We start from the raw sequence: 24,793 nt of genomic DNA on the forward strand, positions 1-24,793 counted from the left end.
AGATCGCCCCCGTCATCGATTGCCGGTGATCAATGTCGCTGCTTGGGTCCGTGAAACGGCGCAGTCCGCGCTCGATGCCTACCGCCAGCCCCCCGAGGCGGTGATGCGCTCGCCGGTCAGCCAGGACGCGTCGTCTGAGGCGAGGAACACCGCGATTCGGGCGATGTCGTCGGGCTGGCCGAAGCGGCCGAGCGGGGTCATGGCGATGACCTGCTTCTCGAACTCGCTGCCGACGATGCCGATCCGCTGCAGGCCTTCGGTGTCGACGCCGCCGGGCGCGATGGCGTTGACGCGGATGTTGCGGGCGCCCAGTTCTCGCGACATCGACAGCGTGATCGAATCCACCGCGCCCTTGGTGGCGGCGTAGACCAGCGAGTTCGGCTGCGGGTTGAGGCTGGCGACCGAGCTTATGTTGATGACGCTGCCGCCTCCGGCGCCGAAATGGTTCACCGCTTCCCGGATGGTCAGGATGGTGCCCAGCACATTGGTGTCGAACTCACGGTGGAATTCGGCCTCGGTCACCGCTTCCAGCGGCTCGAATGCGAAGACGCCGGCGTTGTTGACCAGGATGTCCACCGCGCCGAACGACGATTTGGCGGCCTCGAACAGGCGGCGCACGTCGGCCGCTTGCGACACGTCACCGTGGACGGCAATGGCTCGGCCGCCTGCGGCCTTGATCGCGGCAACGACGCGGTCCGCACCTTCCCGCGACGAAGCATAGTTGACGACCACGGCGGCACCGGCCGCCGCAAGACCCTTGGCGATGCCGGCGCCGATACCCTTGGAGGCGCCGGTGACGATGGCCACCTTGCCGTTCAGCTTGCTCATCAAATCTCTCCTTCGTTGACGATGAGCGGTATTTAATAGTGATGGGATAGCGTATTAGGATCGCCTCGATCGGTTCTTTCGTGCCTGGAATTCTTGAATGACCACCATCCTCGAAAAGACCGCCGGTCTCGTCGCCTTCGTGCGCACGGTCGATGCCGGTTCGTTCCATGCCGCCAGCCGGCTGGTCGGCTCCAGCCCGTCGGCGGTGTCGAAGAGCGTAGCGCGGCTCGAGCGGCGGCTGGGCGTCAGGCTGATCCAGCGCTCGACGCGCCGCCTGGCACTGACCAGCGAAGGCCTCGCCTATTACGAGCGGGTCGCGCCTTTGCTGAGAGCGCTCGACGATGCCGAGGACATCGTCCAGATTGCCGATACGGCGCGCGGCCTGCTGCGCGTCACGGCATCCGTCGAACTCGGGCGCGGCCTGATCGCCGCATGGGCGCAAGCGTTCCTGGCTCAGCACGGCGAGGTGAAGCTCGAGCTCAGCGTCACCGACCGCCACGCCGACCTGATCCGCGAAGGCTATGACGTCGCGGTGCGCATGGGGGCGCTGTCGGACACCGGGCTCATCGCTCGCAAGATCGCCAATCTGCCGATCGTGCTGGTGGCGTCGCCCGCCTATGTCGAACGGCGCGGCCGGCCGGCCTCGATCGAGGATTTGCAGAACCACGACTTCGTCCGCTACCAGATGGCCGGCCGGCCCTATCCCGTCACCTTGGCCGACGGCACGGTGATCGTGCCGAACGGGCGACTCGACACCGATGACGGCGGCGCCATCCGGCAAGCGGCGCTTGCCGGAGCCGGCATCGCGCATCTGATGCAGTTTGCCGTGCAGGACGATCTCGACACCGGCCGTCTGGTCCGCATCCTGCCCGAGGTGGCGATGCCGACCATGCCGGTGCACATCGTCCATGCGTATGGGCGGCAGCTACCGGTCCGCGCCCGGCTGTTCGTCGACTTCCTGGCGAGCCAGATGGCGGCGCTGACGCGATAGGGCAGGCGCTCCGTGGCAAAGACAGCGGCGCTTCCTCGATGGCCATGCGGTAGCCTTTGAGCGTCGCTGCGTTGAAGTTTAATATCAAGCCCTGGCGCGGCGCGACGTAACGAGAATCCCTGTCCATCGAGCTAAAACGTAATCTTCACCGAAGCGGCGCTGCGGTTCGCCGGCCCGTGAAAGACGGCCTCGATGTTGTTGCCGTCGGGATCGAGCAGGAAGGCGGCATAGTAGCCGGGATGGTAGTGCTGCCGCTCGCCCGGTGCGCCATTGTCCGTGCCGCCGCCATCGAGGCCGGCCTTGTAGAAGGCGTCGACCATCGCGCGGTCCTTTGCCTGGAAGGCAAGGTGGTGGCGCCCGGTCAGTTGCCCGTTGGCCGCCCGGCTGTCGATGCTGGAGACGAACAGCTCGTCGGCCCAGAAATAATCCTCGGCGCTGCCGCCGATGGGAACGTCGAGCACCTTGAAAACCGCCTCGTAGAAGCGGCGGCTGGCCTTGAGATCCCTGACCACCAGCTGGACGTGGTCGATGAGACGGCCGCGATGAAGTTCCATGCCTGTTAGCTCCTGATCGCCAGGTTGGAAATCTAGCTCAGGACAGTGCACGGTCAATGCAATGGAGCAATTGAGTGGGGCGATTTCCCGACTGGATAAAAAACGCAACCGGATTGTAGGATTCGAAATGTCGCCATCGTCCTTCGGACGCAAGCGGTGTGACGAAGCTCGAAAGAAGTCGCGCCGTGTCCAAACGATCTCGGGAGAAAAACATGAGCCTTTCCTATCGTTGGGTCATCGTCGCGGCAGGTGCTGTGATGACCTGTGTCGCCCTCGGGGCGATGTTCTCGCTGGCGATTTTCCTCGAACCGATGGCGCTCGACACAGATTGGTCGCGCGCCGGCATATCGAGCGCTATGACGCTGAACTTCCTGGTAATGGGCCTCGGCGGCTTCGCCTGGGGCGCCATTTACGATCGCTACGGCGCCCGCATCGTGGTGATGACAGGTGCGTTGCTGCTCGGGCTGGCGCTGGTGCTGGCCAGCCGCACCGGCTCGCTGCTTGTCTTCCAGATCACCTATGGCGTGCTCGTCGGCCTGGCGGCAAGCGCCTTCTTCGCGCCGATGATCGCGCTGACCGCCGCTTGGTTCGACACCAATCGCAGCTTGGCCGTTTCCCTGGTCTCGGCGGGCATGGGCGTGGCGCCGATGACGATCTCGCCCTTCGCGCAATGGCTGATCACGGCCTATGACTGGCGCACCGCCATGTTCGTCATCGGCGTCGCGGCATGGGCGCTGCTGGTGCCGGCCGCATTGCTGGTGCGCCAGCCGCCCAAGCCTGCCGCCGACGGCGCAGCCGCCGATATTGCCGCCAACGATACCGGCATGTCAGTTCCACAAGCGTTCCGCTCGCCGCAATTCATCGTTCTGGCACTGACCTTCTTTGCCTGCTGCGCGGCGCATTCCGGGCCAATCTTCCACATGGTGAGCTATGCGATGCTGTGCGGCATAGCGCCGATGGCGGCGGTCAGCATCTACAGCATCGAGGGCCTGGCCGGCTTAGGCGGCAGGCTTCTATACGGCGTGCTTGCCGACCGGCTGGGGGTCAAGCCGGTGCTGATTACCGGTCTGGCGATACAGTCCGTGGTCATCGCAGCCTATCTCGCCGTCAGCGAGCTTGGTCAATTCTACACGCTCGCCATCATCTTCGGCGCCACCTATGGCGGCGTGATGCCGCTCTATGCGGTGCTGGCGCGCGAATATTTCGGCCAGCGCATCCTCGGCACGGTGTTTGGTGCCGTCACCATGCTGTCCAGCATCGGCATGGCCTTCGGCCCGCTCGCCGGCGGCATGGTGTTCGATGCCTATGCCAGCTATTCCTGGCTGTTCATCGGCTCGGCCCTTGTCGGGCTCGGCGCGGTGGCGGTGGCGATCGCCTTCCCGCGGCTGCCGCGCAGGGAGTTGCAACCGGCGTAAGGATTGGCCGAGAGTGGGCGCAGGGGGTCAAAAGTGGACATAAACTATGCCAGCTTTTGACCCCCAACTACGAGACCCCATCGGCAACGACAGGAGCTTTGTGCTCTGTTTAGGTCAGGTCTGTGGGCCCGATTTCTTTCTTGATTAGCGATCGGTCATGCTGCAGCGCAGCGCGCTCGCGCCAATATGAGGTGTGGATAAGTCCGGGATTCGGACGCAAAACTGCCAAAGTAGGGCAATTCCGGCGGTTTTCGCGCATTTCGCAGACCGCGCCTCACGCGACTATTTCAACAGCGTTAACATTTTGTGTTGCGGCGCAGCATTTTTTTCCTATCGTCGCCCCGGGGCATTCGATTGCGTGAAGAGACTATCCTTGGCAATTCTCGCTGGAGGCCCGGTGAAGCGTGGTGTTGACGCAATCTGCAATTTGGTAGGCCCACTGGCGGGGATGGCGCAGAGCTATTTGGTAGCCCCGCCCGAACCTCCGGAGCCCGCGCAAGACGCTGCGCTTCGAGCAAAAACGATCAGCCATGTTGCGCCGTCATCCGCAAAGTGGCCCGCGGCGAACGCCTGCGGCGGCGGCAATTTCGGCGGGGACATCCAACTGGCGGGCGCGGCCGATGAGACGTGACACGCAATTGGACGCGCTGAGGGCCATCGCGGTGACGATGGTGATGTATTCGCATTTCTTTGCGGCGGGAGGGTCTTCCTTCTGGGGCCACATCGGCGTGCGATTGTTCTTCGTGCTGAGCGGGTTTCTGATCACGCGCCTTCTTCTGGACGCGCGCTCGGCCGCTGAATTCGAAACGGCGCCAGCACTCAAATCCTTCTACATCAGGCGAGCGCTGCGCATATTCCCTCCCTACTTTGCCGTGCTGGGTTTCGTTTGGCTGGTCGATCTGGAGCAGTCGAGGGGATCGCTGGTCTGGCATGCGCTTTATCTGTCGAATTTCTGGTTCGCGCTGCGCAACGAATGGACGCCTTGGGTCCTTGCCCATCTTTGGAGCCTGAGCATCGAGGAGCAGTTCTATATCGTCTGGCCATTGATCGTGTTGCTGGCGCCGCGCCGGCGTCTTCAATCGATCTGTATCGGCGTCATCCTGCTGTCGCTGTCGTATCGCTTTTACTGGCCGATCGCTGGAAGTCCCGACCTCGCGCGCGACCTGCTTCCGCCGGCATCGATGGACGCGCTGGCGACAGGTGCGCTGCTTGCAGTTTACCGAACCAGAGCCGCCGGCTTGCCGCAGTGGCTGCGACGTGGCTGGCCGGCCCTCGCGGCCGCGTTTTTCGTCCTGCAGTGGCTTGCGCCGGCGCCGGCAAATCCCGTGCAGGAATGGGGCCGCTGGCTGCTGCTGGAAGTCCTGCCTCTCGCGCCGCTTGTCGTGGTCGTGGCGAGCTGCTCGTCCGGCATCGGCGGTTACCGGGGCAGGCTTCTCGAACTGCCGCCACTGCTGGCCCTTGGCCGCGTCAGCTATGGCGTTTACCTATACCATCCGATCGTCCTGTCGCTGGCCGTCATGTCCCAGCCCTGGATCCCGCTCAATGTTTCGGAGCAAGGGCCGGGGCGGTTCCTGGTTGCGGGAACGGCGACGCTCATCGTGGCTTCAGTCTCATGGCTGTTTTTCGAAAAGCCGCTCAACAGCCTCAAACGCCATTTTTCCTATGTTGCGCCAAGAGCCGGCGCTGTCATCCCGACAGGCGTCAAAACGAACGGTGGCGGGTGGCTCGGGAGGACAGCAGGAGCCCGTCTCAGTGGCCGCACATCATCCTTGGCACGCGACCTCCCGCGAACAGATCGGAGCTGACCATGGCTGCTCCTTTGGTGTCCGTTCTGCTGCCGATCTACAATGCCGGACCTTATCTGGCTGCCGCGCTCGGCAGCATCCTGCGGCAGGATTACGATCGCCTGGAGATCATCGCGATCGATGATGGATCGACGGACAACTCCCTGCAGATCCTGCAGAAGTGCCGCCAGACCGACGATCGCATCTCCATCATCTCACGAGAAAACCGCGGCCTCGTCGCAACCCTGAATGAAGGGCTGGCTGTGGCTCAGGGTGATCTGGTCGCCAGGATGGACGCGGACGATATTGCCTATCCCTGGCGCTTGTCACGTCAGGTAGCACTCTTCAACCAGCGACCCGACCTTGCTCTGTGTGGCGCGGGCGTGGATTTCCTGCTTGGCAACCGCATCGTCAAAGGCTTGCCCGATCCGGCGCTCCAAGAAAATCTCCTTCGGATATTGTCGATGTTCTTCACGATATTCATGCATCCTACAGTGGTTTATAATAGGAACGTCATAAGGGGCGGCGATCTATATTACGACGGGAGCTACAGGCACGCCGAAGATTTCGATCTCTTCAGACGGCTTACCGACCGTTACCCGGCCGCAATGATCCCCGAAAACCTGATTGCCTATCGTATCCACGGCGAAAGCGTGACGAACAGGCACAAGGGGGAAATGCGGAGGACACATTTGAAGATCGTGGCCGAGACCCTTGAGCGGGAGGAACTCGCGCAAAACACGCGGGACCTGCGCGACATCGGCGATGTTGTCTCGACGGATACGGTAGGCCGTGCCGCCGAATGGCTTCTGGCACTGGAAGCGAGAATTTCCGGACTGCCGGCGGAAACGAGGCCTAGCTATGAGGCCGGCACGCTGAACCTGTTCTATTTCCTCTACCAACTCATATCAGATGAGATGCAACCGCTGCTGACGCACGAGTTCCTGACGCGGACCGCGAAATGGGACCTCATTCGGCGTCGCGAGCGGTACGCATTGCGTGCCGGCGCTTACGCGCCGCGGTTCAGCCTCGTCTCGATGTCGGCGACCAGGCAGGTCGACGCCTTGTCGCGGTACTTGCAGTCCGTGCCGGCCGCAGCGGTTCTGCCTTCCCTTGGGTCGAGTTAGAATGACAGTCAAGTCCGACCAGCTTCTGCAGCATAACCGCGCGACGATGCCTGCGGCCAATTCGGTCGGGTCGCAGCATGGACCAGCGCCCGAGGTCAGCTTCATCGTCTGCACACGCAACCGCGTTGCGGTGCTTGAGCCTTGCATCAAGTCGATCCAGGCCGCGTGCCGTGCCCATCCTGCCTTCGCGGCCGAACTCGTGGTTGTCGACAACGGCTCGACCGACCGCACGGCAGAGCGCCTGGCCAGCATCGCCGAACTGTCGGACATTCCATTGAAGGCTATTTGCGAGCCACGACCCGGATTGGCAGCGGCCCGCAACGCCGGTCTGGCGCGCGCACGGGGCCGTGTGCTGGTCTTCGTCGATGATGATTGTCAGGTCCATGGTGACTATCTCAGCGATTTGCAGCGACACTATGCGACCGGGGAACGGGTCGTCCGGGGAGGCCGCGTCGAGATCGGCGATGCCAGGGATCTGCCGTTCACGATCAAGCGGTCGCCGGTCCGCGAGCGGCTTACATCGGATGTTCATCCCGGCGGCTTCGTGCTGGGATGCAACATGACGATGCACCGCGATGTTGCGGCCCGTATCGGGCTTTTCGACGAGCGGTTCGGCGCCGGCGGCCCGCTGCGCTCCGCGGAGGATACGGATTACCTCGTGCGAGCGGTGCTGCTCGGCATCCCGGTCGAGTATGTGCCTGATATGACGATCTTCCACCATCACGGCCGGCGAGATCGCAAAGCCATCGAAAAACTCCACCGCGACTATAGCATGGGCAATGGCGGGCTGTGCCTGAAACATGTTCGCCGTGCGCCCTGGCTGCTTCGCCATTTCTACTGGGCAGTCAGATCGGCATTCCGGGAATTGGTGAAGGGTCCTGCGTTCGATTGCGAACTCAAGCTGTCGCACTGGCCGATCGTCGTCATGAATATGCTCGGCGCGGCCAAGTTCGCCGTGCTTTTGCTGGCGAGATGGCCGCAGGCGCCGCAAGTGCGGCAGGATCAACAAGCACAGGATCAACAGGCACAGGATCAACAGGCAAATGCCGAGGCGAGGGTGAATACGCCATAATGCGACTGGTTCCGCCGAGCCTGCCGATGCTGCGCCGCGCGCTTGGAAGGAAGCAGTTGCGCCTGCTTCCCGCCGTGGTGGTGCTGGGTCTCGTCAGCGCGGCTCTTGAAGGTTTTGGCATAGGCTTGATCATCCCCTTGCTGGGCATCATCATGGGGCAGGGGGATCAAACCGGAATGGCCGGCTTTTCTGCCGTGTTCCAGCACGTCGGATCGAGCTTGAGCGAGCGCGACCGGTTGATCGTCATTTCGGCCGCCATCCTCGGCTCGATCGTCCTAAAGAACGTCTTCGCCTTCGCAAACACGCTGCTGACGACCTTTATCTATGGCAAAGCCAGCCATTCGATCCGCAGCGCGCTGTCGGAGCAGCTGCTGCGGGTGGGTTACCCATTCTTCCTGCAGCAAAGTCCCGGACGGCTGCTCAACATCATCTCCAACGAATCCTGGCGGGCATCGGATGCGATCCAGATCATGCTGGCGGCCATCGTCAGCGCCTCGGCTGCAATCATCCTGCTGGTCTTTCTGCTCCTGCTTTCCTGGCAGATGACGCTGTTGGTCACGCTGGGGCTGGTTCTCGTTCAGATCGCGCACGCTGTGCTGTCAGCCAATTTGAAGGCGCCCAGCCGCAGCGTCGCCTCGCGCAACAGCGATCTCGCCTCGCAGATGCTCCACCTCGTGCATGCCGGGCGTCTGATCCGCATTTTCGGACAGGAGAGCCGCGAGAAGGCGGTATTCGATCGGGCATCGGATGGGGTTCGCCGCGCTGCTTTCGTCCTGCTTACCCGCCAGGGCGCGTTGCCGCCGCTGACCGAGGTCCTCCACGCGATGCTCTTTCTGGCGGTGGTGATCGGCGCCTGGTTCGTGGGCGTGAGTTTCCCGCTGATCGTCGCGTTCGTCATCCTGCTCTACAGGCTGCAGCCGTATATGCGGGCCTTGCAAATGGCCTGGAGCCAGTTGCAGGGCCTGAGCGGATCGCTTGAAGAGGTGGTCTGGATGCTGGATCCATCCGACAAGCCCGAGCCTCCACAAGGCAGCGGACCCTTTCGCGGCCTGGGCCAGGGAATCAAGTTCGATGACGTGACCTTTACCTATTCCGGCAAGGACCGGCGTGCCGTGGTGCTGCATTCGGCGGCTTTCGAAATCCGCAGCGGCCGCTCGACGGCGCTTATCGGCCGGTCAGGCGCGGGCAAGACGACAATCGTCAATCTCCTGTGCCGCTTTGTCGAGCCTGATACCGGTAGAATTCTCGTCGATGGATCACCCCTCGACCAGATCGATCCCAGCCAATGGCGAAGGCATATCGCGCTTGCCAGCCAGGACCTCGAACTGGTGGACGGCACCATTTTCGACAACATAATCTACGGGCAGGACGCAGCCTCGGCCGGCGATGCCGAGCGCGCTGCAAGGCTGGCCGAGGCGCACGAATTCATTGAACATCTGCCGCAAGGCTACAAGACGGTCGTCGGCTACAGGGGCGTCAATCTTTCAGCGGGACAGCGGCAGCGGATCGCACTGGCGAGAGCCCTGGTGCGCGATCCCGACATCCTCATCCTGGACGAAGCCACCAATGCGGTGGACGGACTGTCGGAAGCGGCAATCGTCGAAACCCTGAAGTCGAGGGCCGGCCGCCGCACGACCATAGTCATCAGCCATCATCACAGCACCATCTCGTTCTGCGACGACGTGGTGATCCTGAGCGGCGGCCGTGTGAAAAAGCAGGCGCCCTTTGCTGCGCTGGCATCGCTCAGCATGGATGAGCTCTATCAGCATGAACCGCTCGACTGACGAGGGCTGCGATTCTGCCTGGCGCGGTCGCGCCTTGCCGCGGGCAGCTGCAACCGGCGTAGGGGCGAGCAGGGCTGAGTGACGTCATTTGCCGGGCACGCCCGGGAAAAGTGTCATCAATTTCTGCTCGGCCGCCGCCCAGGCTCGGGCGTGGTAATGCCGCAGCAGCAGGATGCTTGTAACGAAAGCCAAAATTCCGGAAATAACCCCGAGCGACATTCCCGAGCCGATTACCGATGTTGCCACTATGCCCGTAAAGACGCCTGCGATCGCGCCGCTGATCGTACTCACCATGCCTGCGGTCGTCATGAAATACTGCAGGGGCGACGGGTTGAAGCCCTTGTCGACGAGCACCGCCGAGCGGTCATCATGCGTGGAATGGATGAGGTACTTTTGCATGATTGGCGCGATTTCGACGTAATAGTGCCGGATCCGCGCCATGCCACGAGCGTGCACCATATCCTCGATCGCAACCTGCACGGCGCGCACGAAGGTGACCAGACCGATGAAGAACAGGCAAGGCAGCAGGATCAGGCTGAACAGCACGAAAGGCATACCCATTTCCGTGACTTGCGCGACGAATGACAGAGCGATCGTTACGCTTGAGACCGACGTGAGGAACAGATTGGCGCGCTGGTTCGCTTCTTGAATCGTGGCTGCGCGGGCGGTCTGCAGCACGAAGTGCTCGGTTGTCATGCACTGCAGAACTTGCTGCGTGTTGTTGCTCTCTTTCGTCATTGCGTCCTCCTTCGGCCGGCCCAACCACAACGCGACCAAAGGCGACTATGATCGGCCTGCCGGTTTTCCGCAGCCCACCGGGCGAAGCCGAGGGAGAACGTCGAGGAGTGCAAAGTGTTGCAAGGGAGCCTTCGGGTCGCAGTCGCCCGCGGCAGCTATCCGCCCTGCCGCAAGCCAAGTGTCGCGCTGCTCTGGGTGATCCGCTCCTCAAGAGGCGACTGCTTCGGGCAAGCCTTCCAAACAAAGCCATTTATGCTTTCTCTCAGGCCAATGGAGCCTTATCGGGGTCGGGAATTCCGGGTCCTCCAGACAGCCGACCGATACCGACAGCGCATCCTTCAGCCCTTCTGCCCGCATGAAAACGACCGACCCGCACGTGGTGCAGAATGTCTGCTCCAACCATTGTCCCGACGAGCCGGTTCTGCGCCAGGATCTGGTCTCGCCTTTCTGGTCGACGAGGGCGGAGTCGGCGTAGATGGCCCGATACGAGAACGCCGTTCCGGTACATCGCTGGCACTCCAGGCAACTGCACGCATAGACGCGTCGCGGCTCTCCCACGAGGACGAGTTCCACGCCCCGGCACGAGCAGGTCGCGGTTCTTCTCGTCTTGCCGCTATGCATTCGCTGGCTCCCGGCTCATGCGCGGCGAACCGTTTCGAAACAGGGGCGCGAGAGATGCGAAATCATCTTCCATGCGCCCGCGCGAAAGCGCCTGTCGAAAGATCATATCCATGGCGCGCGGCATAGCCGCGTCGAGACCTCGCTCCTCGCATGCCTCAAGCAGGTGCTGGAAGGCGCTGTAGTGGGCACCCAATGAGGCGAGGGTTGCGTCGTCGCCGGCAAAACGGCGCGCATTTGTTCTATCCACCACGTCGAACAGAGCGGCATCGACGACCGGCTTGAATGCGGAAAGATGGCTCCTGAACGTCTCCAGGTCGAGACCTTCGGCCTCGGCGACGGCCATGCCCTGGAGTGCCCCGAAGAGCCCGCCCCACATCTGGGTGAGCAGAGCGGTATCGAGCGCAGAGGCCTGGCCAGGCAGCTCGCCGACATAGCTCGTGCCGCCGCCGAGCGCGAAAAGCAGCGGCTTGTGCTTCTCGTAAACGTCGCGGGAACCCGAATAAAGCAGCGCGGTCTCTGGTTTGCCTATGAAATCCGGAGTGGCCATGATCGCCCCGTCCAGATAGCCGGCATCATGCGCCTCCACCCAGCGCGCTTCTTCCCGTGCCAGACGCGGCGAGCCGGAGGTGTCCGAACCGGATAGATAGGTAACAGAATGGACCGATTGCATGGGTGACAGTTTTCTTGTCCGCCGGGAGGACCGGCGATGGTTTGGCAAGAGACTGGCATCATGGACGAGCGGCTTCGGTTTGTTGTGGAGTGCCTGGCGGGTGAGGAGACGATGAGCGAGCTTTGTGTGGCCTACGGCGTATCGCGCAAGACCGGCTACAAATGGCTTGGTCGCTATCGCGCGCTCGGCCCGGAAGGCCTGCATGATCTGCCGCGGGCGCCGCTCAATCATGGCCGAGCGACGGCCCTGGATCTGGTGGAGCGGATCGTTGCGGCCAAGGAGACGCACCCGCTGTGGGGCCCGAAGAAGATCATGGCGCGGCTCAAGCGCACCGCTCCCGAGCTGCTGTGGCCGTCGGCCTCGACGGCTGGTGCGATCCTTGCGCGGCACGGGCTTGTCAGCGTCCGCAAGCGGGCACGGCTGCGGGCCTGTGGCAACGGACCATGGCCGCAAGCCGAGGAGCCGAACGCGGTATGGACGGGCGATCACAAGGGCTGGTTCCGGACCCGTGACGGGTGGCGCTGCGAACCGTTGACGGTGATGGATGCGTCGAGCCGCTACCTTTTGGCGCTCGAAGCGACGGGCTCGACGGCGGACGATGAGGCCTGGCCGGTATTCGAGCGGCTGTTTGAGGAGCATGGTCTGCCAGATCGGCTCAGAAGCGACAATGGCCCGCCTTTCGCATCGGCCGGCGTCACCGGGCTGACGCCGCTTTCGGTGCGCTTCATCAAGCTCGGCATCACGCTGGAGCGGATCGCGCCCGGCAAGCCGCAGCAGAACGGGCGCCACGAGCGCTTCCACCTGACCATGCTGCCGCTGGCCAAGACGCCGGAGGCCGACAGAATGGCCCAGAGCCAGGCCTTCGAGGCCTTCCGGCGCAGCTACAATGAGGAGCGTCCGCATGAGGCGCTGGCCATGGACACCCCGGCGCAGCATTACCGCGCCTCGCCGCGCGCCATGCCCGCGACACCGCCCGAGCCCGACTATCCGGCCGAGGCGGCGGTGCGCAGCGTGCGTCACAACGGCGAGATCAGGTGGAATGGCGGCTTCATCTACGTTTCCAAGACGCTGGCCGGCGAAGCGGTCGCCGCCGCAGAGACCGAGGATGGTGAATGGGCGCTCAGCTTCCATGCCCATCCGCTCGGCATCCTCGACACCAGGCGCATGAAACTTGTCCGCCGCAGCGCCGCGCCAACCAGACCGCTTGGCGCTGCGGCCGACAGCACAGGGGGAAAACTGTAACCCATGTATCCGGTTCAAAGTGTTACCCATCTATCAACTGGACAGCCGTGAGTTGCACAACGGCTTTGCCGGCCAATGCCGAAGCGATGCCATCCCGCTTCAGCAAAGCATCGCTGGCGGCATAGTCGAGAACATTGATGATCACGATTTCGGCCGCCTGGATGCCAGCCTCCACGGAAGGGACGACCTTGGCGCCAAGGGCCGCCAATGGCTCGCACTTTGCCGCGGTCCGATTCCAGACCCACGTTGTGTAGCCGCGATCGAGCAGCGTTCGAGCAATGGACGAGCCCATTCGGCCCGCGCCGAGCACGCAGACATTTGATGTCATAATAGCTTCTCCGATAGACTGATGGCCCTCTCGACGAGGGTCCGTTTTATGTTTGGCGCGCTCGATCCGAAGATATAAATTCTTGCTGCGTTGAGAAGTACGCACCTTGAGGTAAGCTATCGCCATCATGACAGGAGCTGCCAAATGAGGCGCAAGGAACCAGACAGCTGCGGTTTTGCTGCCGCGTTGCAGGCCATCGGCGGAAAGTGGAAAACCTCGCTGCTATGGGAACTGCACCTGCGGCCATACCGCTTTGCAGAATTGCGCCGGTTGTTGCCTGGCGTCAGCGAGAAGGTGCTCACGCAGCAATTGCGGCAGATGGAAGCCGACGGGCTCATCAGCCGGCGCGCTTATGACGAGGTGCCGCCGCGCGTGGAATACTCGATCACGCCGCTCGGCTTTAGTCTGAACGATGCGGTGACTGTCATGTCGGCGTGGGGCAAGCACCACGAGACATGGAAATCCCAGCGTAAAGCGGCCTGACGCGGGCATCGGCGTCGCGTCGGTTTAGTATCAACCGCGCGAGCGGCGGCCTCTCCTTTCAGTCGCGAAAGCGCAGCGCGTCGACGAGCACGGCGAAGGCCGGCGAGTTCTGCCTTCGGCTCGGATAGTAGAGGTGACAGCCCGAGAAGGGCGGGCACCAGTCGGCGAGCACACGGACAAGGCGCCCTTCCGCAATGTGAGCCCGCGCCTGATCCTCGGGCAGGTACGCCAGCCCAAACCCGGCCAGCACCGCGTTCAGCCTGAGCGCAGAGGTGTTGAAGACAAACTGCCCTTCCACCCGCACTTTGAGCTCGCGCCCGTTTTTCTCGAACTCCCAGGCGTAGAGCCCGCCATAGGTCGGCAGCCGCAGATTGATGCAGTCGTGCGCCATCAGATCCTGCGGTGTCTTTGGTGGCTTGCGCCTGGCGAAATAGGACGGCGCGCCGACGACCGCCATGCGCATATCGGGCCCGATGCGCACGGCGATCATGTCCTTTGCCACCTGCTCGCCGAGACGAACGCCGGCGTCGTAGCGCTCCGCGACGATGTCGGTGAGGCCGTAGTCGACGACGATCTCGACCTTGATGTCGGGATAGTCCGGCAGCAGCCTGGCCAGAGCGGGCCAGAGGACCGTGTCGGCCGCATATTCGCCAGCCGTGATGCGGATGGTGCCGGCGGGCTTGTCGCGCAGCTCGCTCAGCGAGGCGAGTTCCGTCTCGATCTCTTCAAACCGCGGACCAACATTTTGCAGCAGGCGTTCGCCCGCTTCCGTCGGAGAGACGCTGCGTGTGGTGCGGGTCAGCAGCCGGAGCCCGAGCCGTTCTTCAAGCCCTCGGATCGTATGGCTGAGCGCAGACTGCGAAACGCCGAGTTGCGCGGCCGCCCTGGTGGAGCTTCGCTCCTTCGCCACAGCCAGGAAGGCAAGAAGGTCGTTGACGTTGCTGCGCGCCATTCATGAATCCACCTCATAACTTAATGCCCAATTCAGGCACTTAATTGCAAGGCCATGCACGAGCGCGGGGCCGGTTTTTTATCTGGTCAGATGAAGAAGACGTTGGGCGGCCTATTTTTCCCGCATGGCTCGGCGGAAGTTCTGCGTGATCGGCTCGGCGAGGTAAGAAAGCACGGTGCGAGCACCTGTCCGGATCAGCGCCTCGCTCGACATGCCCGGCAGCAGTTTACGGCCCTCCAGCTTGGCGAGTTCGCTCTTGTCGATCAACACGGTTGCGGCGAAATACGGTGCGCCGCTGCGCTCCTCCACCATGCGGTCAGCCGACACGATCTCCACGACGCCGTCGAGTGGTGGCAGGTTGTAGCGGGCGAAGGCCGGGAAGCTGACGCGCGCGGGCTGTCCGGGCGCGATCGTCTCGACATCCTCTGGTTTGACCATAGCCTCGACCACGAGTTGTTGTCCGAGCGGCACGACTGTCATCAATGTCTCACCGGATTTCACGACACCGCCCGCCGTGTGGACCTTCAGGTCCATGACGATGCCGTCAACTGGGGCGACGACATTGGTACGGGTAAGCACGTCCTTGGCGGAACGCTCCTCCTGTCTGAGGTCAAACAACTCCGCCTCGACCTTGCTCAACTCCTCGACGGCCTCGTTCAGCCGCACTGTGTTGAGGTTCAAAATTTGCATCTCAATCTCGGCCATGGCGCTTCTGGCACGAGCGATTGCCGCGACGTTGGTAGCGCGCTCCCCCTCTACCACCCGCTGTTGTCGTCTGAGCAACAGGTTCCTCTCGCGGGTGGTCAGCCCCTTCTTGAGCAGACTTTCAAGGTCTTTGGTTTCACCCTCGATCGCCTCGATCTGCTTGTCCTCGGTGACGATAAGTTCCTCTAGTCCCGTTATCTCTTCCTCGGTCTGGTGACGGCGCTGGCTGAGAATTTCCCGCTCGTCCTTCAAGTTGCGGTGCTTCGCCGCGAACACGTCACGCTGTGCGGCCACCGCGTCCTTTACGGCGGTGGCGGGGTCTGCGAGCAACGCCGGATCAAACTCGATCTCGGCCTTGCCGTCACGCTCAGTCCTGAGACGCGCGGCCAGCGCCTCACGCGTTGCTATCCGGTTCTGGATCAGGTCAAGCTGCGCCGTTGCCTGTGTGTTGTCGAGTCGGATGAGGACCTTGCCCGCCTTGACGATATCACCGTTGGCGGCGTTCAACTCCGCGATGATGCCGCCCTCGAGGTGCTGGATGAGCTTGCGGTCGCCGGCGACCTTGATAATGCCCGGAGCCACTGCGGCGCTGTCCAACGGTGCCAGCGCCGCCCAACCCCCCGCCACGCCGAAGAACAGGAACATGATCGCGAACCCGGTGCACGTCACGCCCGTGAGACGCAGGGGTACCGGTTCCAGCACGGAGGGTGGCGGGACGGGTAACGGCACGACGTTCAATTCTGGGGAACGGCTCATGCTTCTTTGACCTCTTTAATTTTTTTGACTTCCTTGACCACTTCGAGGGTTGGCAGCTGGGCTGCCTTTGGCATCTGGGCCACCTTGCCGGCGCGGTTGGCGAGTTCGTTGAAGACATAGTCGCGCGGGCCGAAGAGGTCTTGCTGGCCGCGGTTGAGGACCAACACCTTGTCGACCTTCTCCATGATGTTCGGGCGGTGTGCGATCAAGATGATGGTCGTTTTCGTGGCCTTGGCGATACCGATGGCGGCGGCCAGTGCGTCTTCGCCCTCTTTGTCGAGGTTGGAGTTGGGTTCGTCGAGGATAAGGAGCGCCGGGTCGCCGTAGAGTGCCCGCGCCAGCCCGATGCGCTGGCGCTGTCCGCCCGACAACACCGCGCCCGCCTCGCCGATCTCGGTGGCGTAACCCTTCGGCAGCCCCTTGATCAGTTCGTGGACGCCCGCCAGCTGCGCGGCGTTGACCACGTGCTTGAAGACCGCGGGGTTGAGCGTCGCGAAGCGGCAGATGTTTTCGGAGACGGTACCGGCGAAGAGCTCGATGTCTTGCGGCAGGTAGCCGACGTGACGGCCCCGGTCCTCCGCCGCCCATTGGGCGACGTCCATGCCGTCGAGCAACGCGCGGCCTGCGGATGGGCGCCAAGCGCCGGCCAACACTCGCGCCAGACTCGTCTTGCCGGCCGCGCTCGGGCCGATCAACGCCATCACTTCGCCCGGGTTGAGTTGGAAGCTGATTCCTTTCAGAATCGGCTCGCCGCCGCCCTGCCGGGCGAGTGCGATGTTCTCGGCCTCAAACTTACCTTTCGGGCGCGGCAACGGCAAGGCCGGCGTGGCCTCCGGGTGCTGTCCGGCGACTGCGACGAGACGTTTGTAGGCGTCGCGGGCCCCCACCGTCGCCTTCCACGTGCCGATCGCTTGTTCGACCGGGGCCAACGCGCGGCCCATCAGGATGGAGGCGGCGATCATGATGCCGCCGGAAGCCTCGTTCCGCAATACAAGATAAGCGCCGAGGCCGAGGATGGCGATCTGGAGGGCCTGACGGAAGGAGCGCGCGGTGGCCGAGATGGTGCCGCCCCGGCTGCTGGCGCGGGAATGTCCCTCGTTCGCCTCGTCCTGGCGGACCTTCCAAATTTCGAGCAGGGGCTTCAACATGCCCATAGACTGCACGACCTCGGCGTTGCGGATCACGGCCTCAGCCTGCGTGTAAGCCCGCGACTGCGCGCTACCGGCCTCCGTCAGCGGCTTGCGTGTGGTGTACTCGTTCAGCAACGCCAATGCGAACAATACAATCCCGCCACACAGCGCCAGCCAGCCCAACCAAGGGTGCATGAGGAAGATAGCGGCGAAGAAGATCGGTGCCCAAGGCGCGTCAAGGATCGGGTAGATACTCGGGCTGGTGAAGAAATTCCGCACCTGGTCGAGGTCACGCAGCGGGCGGGAGGTAACCTGACCGGGCGCGGCGGCCGCGTACTCTACCGATGCGGTCAGGAGAACAGGCGCCAACCGCGCGTTCATCCACGTTCCGACTTTGGCCAGCAGGCGCTGGCGCACGACTTCCAGTGCCGCCATTGTCGCCAGCGCCGTCGCCGCCATCAACGTCAACACCACCAGTGTCTCCGTGCTGTGGCTGCCCAACACGCGGTGGTAGACCTGGAGCATGTACAGCGCCCCGGTCAGCATCAGCATGTTAATACCGGCGCTGAACCAGATAAGCGGCTTGACGGCGCGTCGGGCCTCTTTCATCACCACCTGCAGGGCAGGGGGCTGTTGGTTGGTTTTCATCATTTGGATGACATCTCGTGCAACAGATCGCGGGTGGCAGTACGGGGGCAGCATTGGCTGCCCCCGTTTGGTCAAGTGTCAGGCGACGTCAACAAGTATCTGCTGCGTCAAAGTCTGGTCCGCGTCCGCGTCCGCCACGTTGAAGGCGAAGACGAGGTCGGCGCTGATCGTCCCGCTGGTCTGCTGCACAAACCCGATGTCCACGATCTTCAGGACGTCGTTATCGGTCGTGTCCCATGCCGTCAGACCAGAGGTGGCATTGCTGTTACCGCCCGATCCGATGGCCCCGTTCAGGTTGATGGCGGTACCCTCCAGCCCATTGGCGCTCTGCATGATCTGCACGCCCTGGATCTGGAACGTCTCGGTGCCATCATTGTAGTCGTTGCTCTCCAAGATCAGGAGGGCATCGTTGTTATCGAGCGTGAACTCGGTGTTGTACGGGGAGGGCACATTGGCGTTGCCCTTGATCAGGTCCGAGTTCTGCACGTTGACGGCCCTGGTGATCTCATTGCCGTTGGCGTCCCTGAGATCGAGGATCAGGACCAGGTCCTCACTGCTGCCGATGCCGTCGAACTTGATCACGACCCCACTGGCAGATGTGGTCGGGTCAAGCCTCTCGGTGCCGCCCTCGGGAGCATTCGGGTTAACGTCGCCCAGGATGTTCTCCTGGAAGAACCGCAACGTCAGCACTTCACCCTTCTGGATCGTGTCACCGGCGACCCCGTTTGTCGCCCGGGTTGCAGACACCCAGTCTTCGTGGGCGTTGGTGATCATGTCGTGGGTGGCACCTCCGTTGTTGAACGTGGTGTCACCAACGGTCGCTCCGTCGCCGGTCGAGTTGAACCCGAAGCCGATCTGCTGGGTGGTCGAGTTTGCGGTGAACTGCACGAAGAACGGATCCGGATCGCCGTTCGGCGTCAGCTGCTCCGCGACGATCAGCGGGTGTCCCGTGTTGCCGGTGGGCGCTTTCGCCACCAACTCGCTGGTGTGAAGCACGTCGAAACTGAACCCGTCGATCACGTCGGTCAGGGTGACGGTGTAGGTGTCGGCAGCCTTGTCGAAGACAAGCGTGCCGCCCGCCGTAGCGTCCTGCACACCAGCCGTGATTGGGTCCTTGTCGTAGTGGAACGAGAAGGCAAACGACGCAGATGTATCGGTCTCAGCCGTGCGGGTTGCGACCGCTTGGGTGATATTCGGGTTCTGCGCGTTGTCGACCGTGCCGGTCAGCGCGATCTGGGTGCCCGCCAAAGCACCGTTGGTATCGACAAAGTCGCTAACACCCGCCGCATACTCTGCGGCCGTGTGCTTGTCCGTCATGTCGTACCCGAAGGCTCCGGTAGCCGACGCGTTGAGCGTGTTAGCCAGCGTCTCGGGGGTTCCGGGGGCACCGGTCTGGTCACCGTCGAACGGTGCCGTGATCGTCGGATCGGTGTCGTTGAAGGTCAGCGACAGCCCCGAACTCGCGCTTTGCGACGACACGACGTCGTCGTCGCCGTCCGTCACCGTCACCGTCGACACCACGTTGATCAGAGTGCCGAGGTCGAGCGAGTTGTCCTCGCCCGCGCCTTGCGGCGCGTTCGAGTGCTCAAGGGCAACCAACGACGTCAGCGTCACCGTCGTGCCAGACAGCGTCACCGTGAACGCCGTCGCATCGAGCGTGTTGTTGCCGTCGCTGTCATACTGGCCCGAGATCTGGCTGGCCGAGTCGGCCACCAGCGTGATCGCATGGTTGCCCTCCGTCGTCAGCAGCCCGGTCGCCGGCCCGCCCGCCAGGGCCAGTGCGTAGCTCACATTCGTCGTGAAGCCGTCGACCGCGCTCGCCGTGAAGGTCGGCGGCGTGATCGTCACCTGCCTCTGCCCGCCAGCCCCGCTCGCCTCGACCACCTCGGCGGCGCCAACCGTCGGCGCGGCCGTGATCGAGAGCGTCGGATCGGTGTCGTTGAAGGTCAGCGACAGCCCCGAGCTCGCGCTTTGCGACGACACGACGTCGTCGTCGCCGTCCGTCACCGTCACCGTCGACACCACGTTGATCAGAGTGCCGAGGTCGAGCGAGTTGTCCTCGCCCGCGCCTTGCGGCGCGTTCGAGTGCTCAAGGGCAACCAACGACGTCAGCGTCACCGTCGTGCCAGACAGCGTCACCGTGAACGCCGTCGCATCGAGCGTGTTGTTGCCGTCGCTGTCATACTGGCCCGAGATCTGGCTGGCCGAGTCGGCCACTAGCGTGATCGCATGGTTGCCCGCCGTCGTCAGCAGCCCGGTCGCCGTCCCGCCCGCCAGGGCCAGGGCGTAGGTCACATTGGTTGTGAAGCCGTCGACCCCGCTTGCCGTGAAGGTCGGCGGCGTGATCGTCGCCTGGCTCTGCCCGCCAACCCCGCTCGCCTCGACCACCTCGGCGGCGCCAACCGTCGGCGCGGCCGTGATCGAGAGTGTCGGCCCGTCATCGTCGAAGTTGATGAAGGAGCCGACCTGTTCGTTGTGGGCGTTGGCTACAGCACCAGAAAAGTGCACCTCCTTGACATCGAAATAGTCTTTCTCGGTGTCGATATTCTTGATGGTGAAGCGGTCAAAGGTTCCGCCAGCCCCGCCTGCGGTCGTGAAGTCGACCGTCACGCCCTCGCCGACATCCTGAAGGATCAGTCCAGTGCCGCTGAGATCAACCGTGATGCCCAGGGCCGCGGCTGTTGTTGCGACGCCGTTCAGTTTGAAAGTCACTCCGGTGATATTGATCTCCGTATCGTTGTCATCACCGGGGAGATTAGCGCCTTCCGCGTTGTCGTCATTATTATAGGCGTGGATCTCGATGTCAGCCACGGTGTTGGTCGGCGTCGACTGCGAGACCGAGAAACCCGCGCCGGAGACGTTCTCGATGTGGGCGTCGTAGTCAGGCGCGGTTGGCGTGTTGGTAAAGTCCTTACCCGCGCTCTGGGTGCCGCCGCTGATCAGGTCGATCTGGAGCTCACGGCCAAAGCGCACGTCTTGAGATGCGACACCCAAGCCTTGCGTGCTGATGTTGACTTCAGCTTGCGCGCCATTGTCGTGAGCCGTGACAAGAATCTTCTGCGGGCTCGCTACGTCGGCGTCGAGGATATACCAATTGTTGTGTCCAGGAGGGGCGTCACCAAGCTGGCCGAAATTGACCACGGTGGTCCCCGTGACAGAGGCGAACACCTTGTCAGTCAGATCGATGCGGTCGTCCGGGTTGGTCTCGTCCGGATGGAACAACGGCACATACTGGACCGTGTACAGGTTCGCATTGGTGTTGCTGGTGCTGTTCAGCCCAAGCGAGAAGGCGAGCGGACCGGTTGGGTCGGGCGCGACGGTCCTGTCAGAGGTACCGATGACGCCGATCACGACGTTTGCATGAGTTGGGTCTTGGAACAGCCAGACATAATTGCCATCGACCGTCTGAATGTCGCTGTTCACGCCGACGGTGGTGGAAAACGGGGTTCCATTGAGGTTCTGGGAGAGAACGACCGAGGTGATGGTTTCCCCTGCACTCGCCGAGGCGACCACGAAGTCGGTCTGGAAGGCGACCTCCGGTGAGGTCAGCCCGCCCGCATCGTCGAGACCTAGGAGATATTGCAGCGTGGGATCGGTGCTGTGCGGCGAATCCAACGGGTTAACATCATCGTCCTCGACCTGAAGACCGGTGGTCTCGTCGATGATGATGTCTTGAGCTACGATGTCGATTGCCATGGAGATTCTCCTTGGTTAAAACGCTTCAAGAAAAAGGGATCCACCCCCAGACGCCGGAATTGCACCTACCCGAGTGCATCGGTCGCGTCCTGAATTGCAGCCCTCGAACCTATTGTGTCGCCGATGGAGAGGACGCGTCCATTCTCGGTTCGATAGTATTGTGGTGAATAACCGCACCCTGATCGAACGATATACATCCTTCGATTTATCGAGCGCCGACAGGCGCTTGCGGATGACCGCGTTGGTGTAACGGGCGATCGATATGCTGTGGGTTTCCGGCCTGTGGCCGATATCATGTTGACGCAGCGGCCTCGACGCTTGGCCGAAGGTGATGGTCAAAGCCCGCTCTTGTGACCTGTCCCCGGGTGATCGGCAGCTTTGTCAAACGTCGCCCAGGCCAATTCAGCCCTGCTGCTGAGGTGGAGCTTTTCGTAGACGTGGTGCAAGTGCATTTTCACCGTGCCCTCGGATACGTGCAGCTGCTCGGCGATGTTCTTGTTGCGGAACCCGCGCACGACGAGGCTGGCGACTTCGGCCTCACGTCCTGTAAGCCTCGGCTCGGGATGATGCTGAGATATCGGCATCAACAGATGCTGGAGGATGTTGTTGTCGACCCATTTTCGACCGGCCGCCACGACATTTACGCATTCGACAAGATAGCTATGGCTGATGCCGTCCAGCAGCAAGCCGTCGGCGTCGAGCTCCTGTATGTCCTTGACGCCGAACCCGCCGTTTGGTTGCAGGATGAAAATTATGCCCAGCGCGCTGTTCATAGTTCTCAGTCGAGAGGAGAGACTGGCCGTCTGCTGACTGGCGATGTCCACGCCTATGACGACAATATCAGGCCGATGGCGCTCCACATGCGGGACAACGTCAATTATGCGATGGCAGTTTGCCACAACGCTGTGGCCAGCCTTCCGCAGAACCCACTCCAGACCGGCGAGATAGACTCCCCGCGGGTCCGCAACAACCAAGGTTGACATGCGAACACCGTCCCCAAAAAAACGCACGACTTACTTAATTATCAATGAATCAAGGAAAGCAGAGCTCCAAGCGATTGTCAAGAAATCACTAATATACCTGTAGCTATAACAGTAACCCAGGCTAGGGCCATGCCGGGCCCGGCTGCCCTAGCCTGGCACGCATGTGTAGCATCGATACCACGGCTGATGCGGCGCGCTTTAGGCCGACCGGGTGCGCGCCCTCGTCGATCTGCTGGTGTCGGGCGAAAGAGAGCGCGCGCGTAGCGGCTGGTTTCCACGTCAGGCATGCTTGCTCCGGTTGGCCCAACCTGGACGAATGGCGGACTTCCAGCCGTCGCGCCATGTCAAGTTCTGCCCAGGCGACATTCAAGCAAAAACCCGCCCCGGTCCCCGGAGCGGGTCTGTTGCCTGAGGCGGAGCTCAACACGTGTCCGCACAGCAAGGTCGCCTTGGGTTGCTGAAGATCTGGTTAACCGGCCAAATTTGATTCAAATCCGCTTGTGGATATTTGCCTTCGGGTAAGTCGAGATGGCCATCCTTGTCGGACGGCGGGCAAAAGGAGAATCCATGACTAGCGACTTTGCCGCCGCCCACCTCCATCTTGAACGAGCCTGCCACTATTTGCGCGGCGATGACGAGACGAGCAGCATGGCTCGTGCGGCTCTGGATATTTTGATCGATGCAATTGTCGCGGCCCAGTACAAGCGTCCGCCCGCAGACGTGGTGGAATTTCCCAGAACGGCAACGCGGCGATAGTCGGCGAGCGGTCCAGAGAGCCGCACGGAACCAGCCGACCGATCGCCTGCGTCGGCAGGCGATTTCCCTCGGGATCGGAGAGGTCCAGCGTCCGATCTGCTCTACATTTCGAGTTCGGGCCGCACTCTTGTGCCTCTGTTCCTGCGAGAGAGGCGGGCGTATTCTTGCCGCCGACCAATGCTCTGAAATTATCTCGGGGAGGAGACGGCGATGGCTGAGGCAACGCGTCACGACGCCTGGCAGGCGGGGGATAGCTACGACCTCTATATGGGGCGATGGAGCCGTCAGATCGCTCCACTGTTCCTGGACTGGCTCGATCCAGCGGAGGGGCTGGATTGGCTGGAGGTGGGTTGCGGAACCGGGGCGCTGTCGGCAGCCATCCTGGCGCGCTGCAACGCCAGGAGCTTGGTGTCCATAGATCCATCGGAGGGTTTTCTCGCCAAGGCGCGGGCAAACGTGCCGGACAAACGCGTCGAGTTTCTCGCAGGCGATGCGCAGGCCCTGGCCATGGAATCCGGCAGCAAGGACATGGTCGTGTCGGCGCTTGTTCTCAACTTCATCCCCGACAAGGAAAAGGCGCTCGCGGAGATGGGGCGGGTGGCCCGCCGCGACGCGACGATTGGGTTCTATGTCTGGGATTATCCTGGTGGCGGGGTGGAATTCATGCGGGCCTTCTGGACCGCTGCGGCGGCGCTCGACCCCGGCGCTGTCGACCTTACCGAGGACAGGCGCTTTCCGTTCTGCACACAAGACGGATTGACCGATCTCGCCAGGAAGGCCGGTCTGGTTTCCGTCGACTCCACCCGGCTTGAAATGCCGGCCGTATTCAAGGATTTTGACGACTACTGGCACCCCTTCACCCTGGGTGCGGGACCCGCACCCGGCTATTGCATGAGCCTCGCCCCCGCAGCTCGCCAGAAATTGATGGAGAGGCTCCGTGAGAGTCTGCCGCGCGGCGAGGACGGGTCGATTCCCCTGAAAACGAGAGCCTGGGCGGTCAAGGCCAAGGTTCGCTGATGACAGCGAGCCCACGTCGCGACAGACCGACAGGCCGCCAACTATAGCCTGTCCTGCGCAAAGTTCGGGTTGACCGGCTTTGCACGTGAAGCGACTATTCGTCTGGACGGCCGAGGTCGTCATGCCGGCGTCAGGAGGAGATACGATGGACGAGCCCGATCGGTGGCGTCACATGTCAAGCGCGCCAAGGGATGGCAGCCGAATCCTGGTCACGGTTCGGCCCTCCGAACAGGGGCCGGCGGAAGTCGACCTGGCTTACTGGTCTCGAGCCGACCAGTTCGGCAGCGAGGGCTGGCGCGCGTCCGACTCGTCTCCAGGACGCGTGGTTGAATACGCCGAACCCGAGCTGAAATGCTGGATGCCGCTGCCGACAGCCAATCTGAGCAAGGGTTCATTGCCGAGCCCCTGGGACGAAGAAGATGTCCCGCTGCTGGATGGATCGGGGATATGAGGTGAGCGGGAAGGGCTAATTTCAACGGGCCGGCGGGACAGCGCCCCCCTCTGTCCTGCCCT

22 protein-coding genes are annotated in these 24,793 nt (G+C 62.6%); 11 read left to right on the forward strand and 11 right to left on the reverse strand.

Going from position 1 to position 24,793, the window contains the following annotated elements:
- Window positions 1–78: 78 nt before the first annotated feature.
- Complete coding sequence (locus EJ075_RS21015) at window positions 79–828, reverse strand: glucose 1-dehydrogenase (protein ID WP_126105588.1); 750 nt, start codon at window positions 826–828, stop codon at window positions 79–81.
- 97 nt (window positions 829–925) lie between these two features.
- On the opposite strand from EJ075_RS21015, the gene EJ075_RS21020 reads away from it, so the two are divergent.
- The gene (locus EJ075_RS21020) at window positions 926–1,819 is read left to right on the forward strand and encodes a LysR family transcriptional regulator (protein ID WP_126105589.1); all 894 of its coding nucleotides are present in this window, start codon (window positions 926–928) and stop codon (window positions 1,817–1,819) included.
- Between the two features lie 131 nt (window positions 1,820–1,950).
- Here the strand turns inward: EJ075_RS21020 and EJ075_RS21025 are convergent, their stop codons facing one another.
- The gene (locus tag EJ075_RS21025; protein ID WP_126105590.1) at window positions 1,951–2,373 is read right to left on the reverse strand and encodes a VOC family protein; all 423 of its coding nucleotides are present in this window, start codon (window positions 2,371–2,373) and stop codon (window positions 1,951–1,953) included.
- A 212-nt stretch (window positions 2,374–2,585) separates the two neighbouring features.
- On the opposite strand from EJ075_RS21025, the gene EJ075_RS21030 reads away from it, so the two are divergent.
- The 5 genes from EJ075_RS21030 to EJ075_RS21050 all read left to right on the forward strand — a co-directional run bounded on the left by EJ075_RS21030 (window position 2,586) and on the right by EJ075_RS21050 (window position 9,555).
- The gene (locus tag EJ075_RS21030) at window positions 2,586–3,788 is read left to right on the forward strand and encodes an MFS transporter (protein ID WP_095489203.1); all 1,203 of its coding nucleotides are present in this window, start codon (window positions 2,586–2,588) and stop codon (window positions 3,786–3,788) included.
- Between the two features lie 620 nt (window positions 3,789–4,408).
- Window positions 4,409–5,593, forward strand: coding sequence for an acyltransferase (locus EJ075_RS21035; protein WP_126105591.1), 1,185 nt, complete (start codon window positions 4,409–4,411; stop codon window positions 5,591–5,593).
- Between the two features lie 2 nt (window positions 5,594–5,595).
- A complete protein-coding gene (locus EJ075_RS21040; RefSeq protein WP_126105592.1) occupies window positions 5,596–6,699 on the forward strand; it encodes a glycosyltransferase in 1,104 nt (367 codons plus the stop codon).
- A 46-nt stretch (window positions 6,700–6,745) separates the two neighbouring features.
- Window positions 6,746–7,771, forward strand: a complete 1,026-nt coding sequence (locus tag EJ075_RS21045; protein WP_245458217.1) for a glycosyltransferase — start codon at window positions 6,746–6,748, stop codon at window positions 7,769–7,771.
- A complete protein-coding gene (locus EJ075_RS21050) occupies window positions 7,768–9,555 on the forward strand; it encodes an ABC transporter ATP-binding protein (RefSeq protein WP_164547304.1) in 1,788 nt (595 codons plus the stop codon). Before EJ075_RS21045 ends, EJ075_RS21050 begins: the two co-directional genes overlap by 4 nt.
- 84 nt (window positions 9,556–9,639) lie before the next feature.
- Here the strand turns inward: EJ075_RS21050 and EJ075_RS21055 are convergent, their stop codons facing one another.
- The 3 genes from EJ075_RS21055 to EJ075_RS21065 form a co-directional block, all read right to left on the reverse strand.
- On the reverse strand, window positions 9,640–10,293 hold the full coding sequence (locus tag EJ075_RS21055; protein ID WP_095489208.1) for a hypothetical protein: 654 nt from the start codon (window positions 10,291–10,293) through the stop codon (window positions 9,640–9,642).
- A 207-nt stretch (window positions 10,294–10,500) separates the two neighbouring features.
- Complete coding sequence (locus EJ075_RS21060; protein WP_126105595.1) at window positions 10,501–10,914, reverse strand: GFA family protein; 414 nt, start codon at window positions 10,912–10,914, stop codon at window positions 10,501–10,503.
- Window positions 10,907–11,584: an NAD(P)-dependent oxidoreductase gene (locus EJ075_RS21065; protein WP_245457974.1), complete on the reverse strand. Its 678-nt coding sequence runs from the start codon at window positions 11,582–11,584 to the stop codon at window positions 10,907–10,909. Before EJ075_RS21065 ends, EJ075_RS21060 begins: the two co-directional genes overlap by 8 nt.
- 36 nt (window positions 11,585–11,620) lie before the next feature.
- On the opposite strand from EJ075_RS21065, the gene EJ075_RS21070 reads away from it, so the two are divergent.
- Window positions 11,621–12,826, forward strand: coding sequence for an integrase core domain-containing protein (locus tag EJ075_RS21070; protein WP_126103784.1), 1,206 nt, complete (start codon window positions 11,621–11,623; stop codon window positions 12,824–12,826).
- A gap of 22 nt (window positions 12,827–12,848) precedes the next feature.
- Here EJ075_RS21070 and EJ075_RS21075 read toward each other — a convergent pair whose 3' ends face one another.
- Window positions 12,849–13,283, reverse strand: a complete 435-nt coding sequence (locus tag EJ075_RS21075) for an NAD(P)-binding domain-containing protein (protein ID WP_245457975.1) — start codon at window positions 13,281–13,283, stop codon at window positions 12,849–12,851.
- A gap of 15 nt (window positions 13,284–13,298) precedes the next feature.
- On the opposite strand from EJ075_RS21075, the gene EJ075_RS21080 reads away from it, so the two are divergent.
- Window positions 13,299–13,637: a helix-turn-helix domain-containing protein gene (locus EJ075_RS21080; protein WP_065008584.1), complete on the forward strand. Its 339-nt coding sequence runs from the start codon at window positions 13,299–13,301 to the stop codon at window positions 13,635–13,637.
- Window positions 13,638–13,695: 58 nt separating this feature from the next.
- Here the strand turns inward: EJ075_RS21080 and EJ075_RS21085 are convergent, their stop codons facing one another.
- From EJ075_RS21085 to EJ075_RS21105, 5 genes are all read right to left on the reverse strand, one after another.
- Window positions 13,696–14,589, reverse strand: a complete 894-nt coding sequence (locus tag EJ075_RS21085) for a LysR family transcriptional regulator (RefSeq protein ID WP_126105596.1) — start codon at window positions 14,587–14,589, stop codon at window positions 13,696–13,698.
- A gap of 111 nt (window positions 14,590–14,700) precedes the next feature.
- On the reverse strand, window positions 14,701–16,050 hold the full coding sequence (locus tag EJ075_RS21090) for an HlyD family type I secretion periplasmic adaptor subunit (RefSeq protein WP_126105597.1): 1,350 nt from the start codon (window positions 16,048–16,050) through the stop codon (window positions 14,701–14,703).
- Window positions 16,047–17,828, reverse strand: coding sequence for a type I secretion system permease/ATPase (locus EJ075_RS21095; RefSeq protein WP_126107402.1), 1,782 nt, complete (start codon window positions 17,826–17,828; stop codon window positions 16,047–16,049). The genes EJ075_RS21090 and EJ075_RS21095 overlap by 4 nt, the downstream gene beginning before the upstream one ends.
- A gap of 78 nt (window positions 17,829–17,906) precedes the next feature.
- Window positions 17,907–21,524 (reverse strand): DUF5801 repeats-in-toxin domain-containing protein, encoded by a 3,618-nt coding sequence (locus EJ075_RS21100; protein ID WP_126105598.1) that lies wholly within the window; start codon window positions 21,522–21,524, stop codon window positions 17,907–17,909.
- A gap of 335 nt (window positions 21,525–21,859) precedes the next feature.
- Window positions 21,860–22,507: a response regulator transcription factor gene (locus EJ075_RS21105; protein ID WP_126105599.1), complete on the reverse strand. Its 648-nt coding sequence runs from the start codon at window positions 22,505–22,507 to the stop codon at window positions 21,860–21,862.
- 567 nt (window positions 22,508–23,074) lie between these two features.
- Between EJ075_RS21105 and EJ075_RS21110 the strand changes: the two genes are divergently transcribed.
- The 3 genes from EJ075_RS21110 (at window position 23,075) to EJ075_RS21120 (ending at window position 24,731) form a co-directional block, all read left to right on the forward strand.
- Complete coding sequence (locus EJ075_RS21110; protein WP_095489350.1) at window positions 23,075–23,263, forward strand: hypothetical protein; 189 nt, start codon at window positions 23,075–23,077, stop codon at window positions 23,261–23,263.
- 210 nt (window positions 23,264–23,473) lie between these two features.
- Window positions 23,474–24,280, forward strand: a complete 807-nt coding sequence (locus EJ075_RS21115) for a class I SAM-dependent methyltransferase (RefSeq protein ID WP_095489330.1) — start codon at window positions 23,474–23,476, stop codon at window positions 24,278–24,280.
- 145 nt (window positions 24,281–24,425) lie between these two features.
- Window positions 24,426–24,731 carry a hypothetical protein gene (locus EJ075_RS21120; protein WP_023799134.1) on the forward strand — a complete coding sequence of 102 codons (306 nt, stop codon included), beginning with the start codon at window positions 24,426–24,428 and terminating at the stop codon, window positions 24,729–24,731.
- Window positions 24,732–24,793: the final 62 nt, after the last annotated feature.

It is taken from the genome of Mesorhizobium sp. M6A.T.Cr.TU.016.01.1.1, from assembly GCF_003952585.1.
Classification (GTDB): Bacteria; Pseudomonadota; Alphaproteobacteria; order Rhizobiales; family Rhizobiaceae; genus Mesorhizobium; species Mesorhizobium mediterraneum.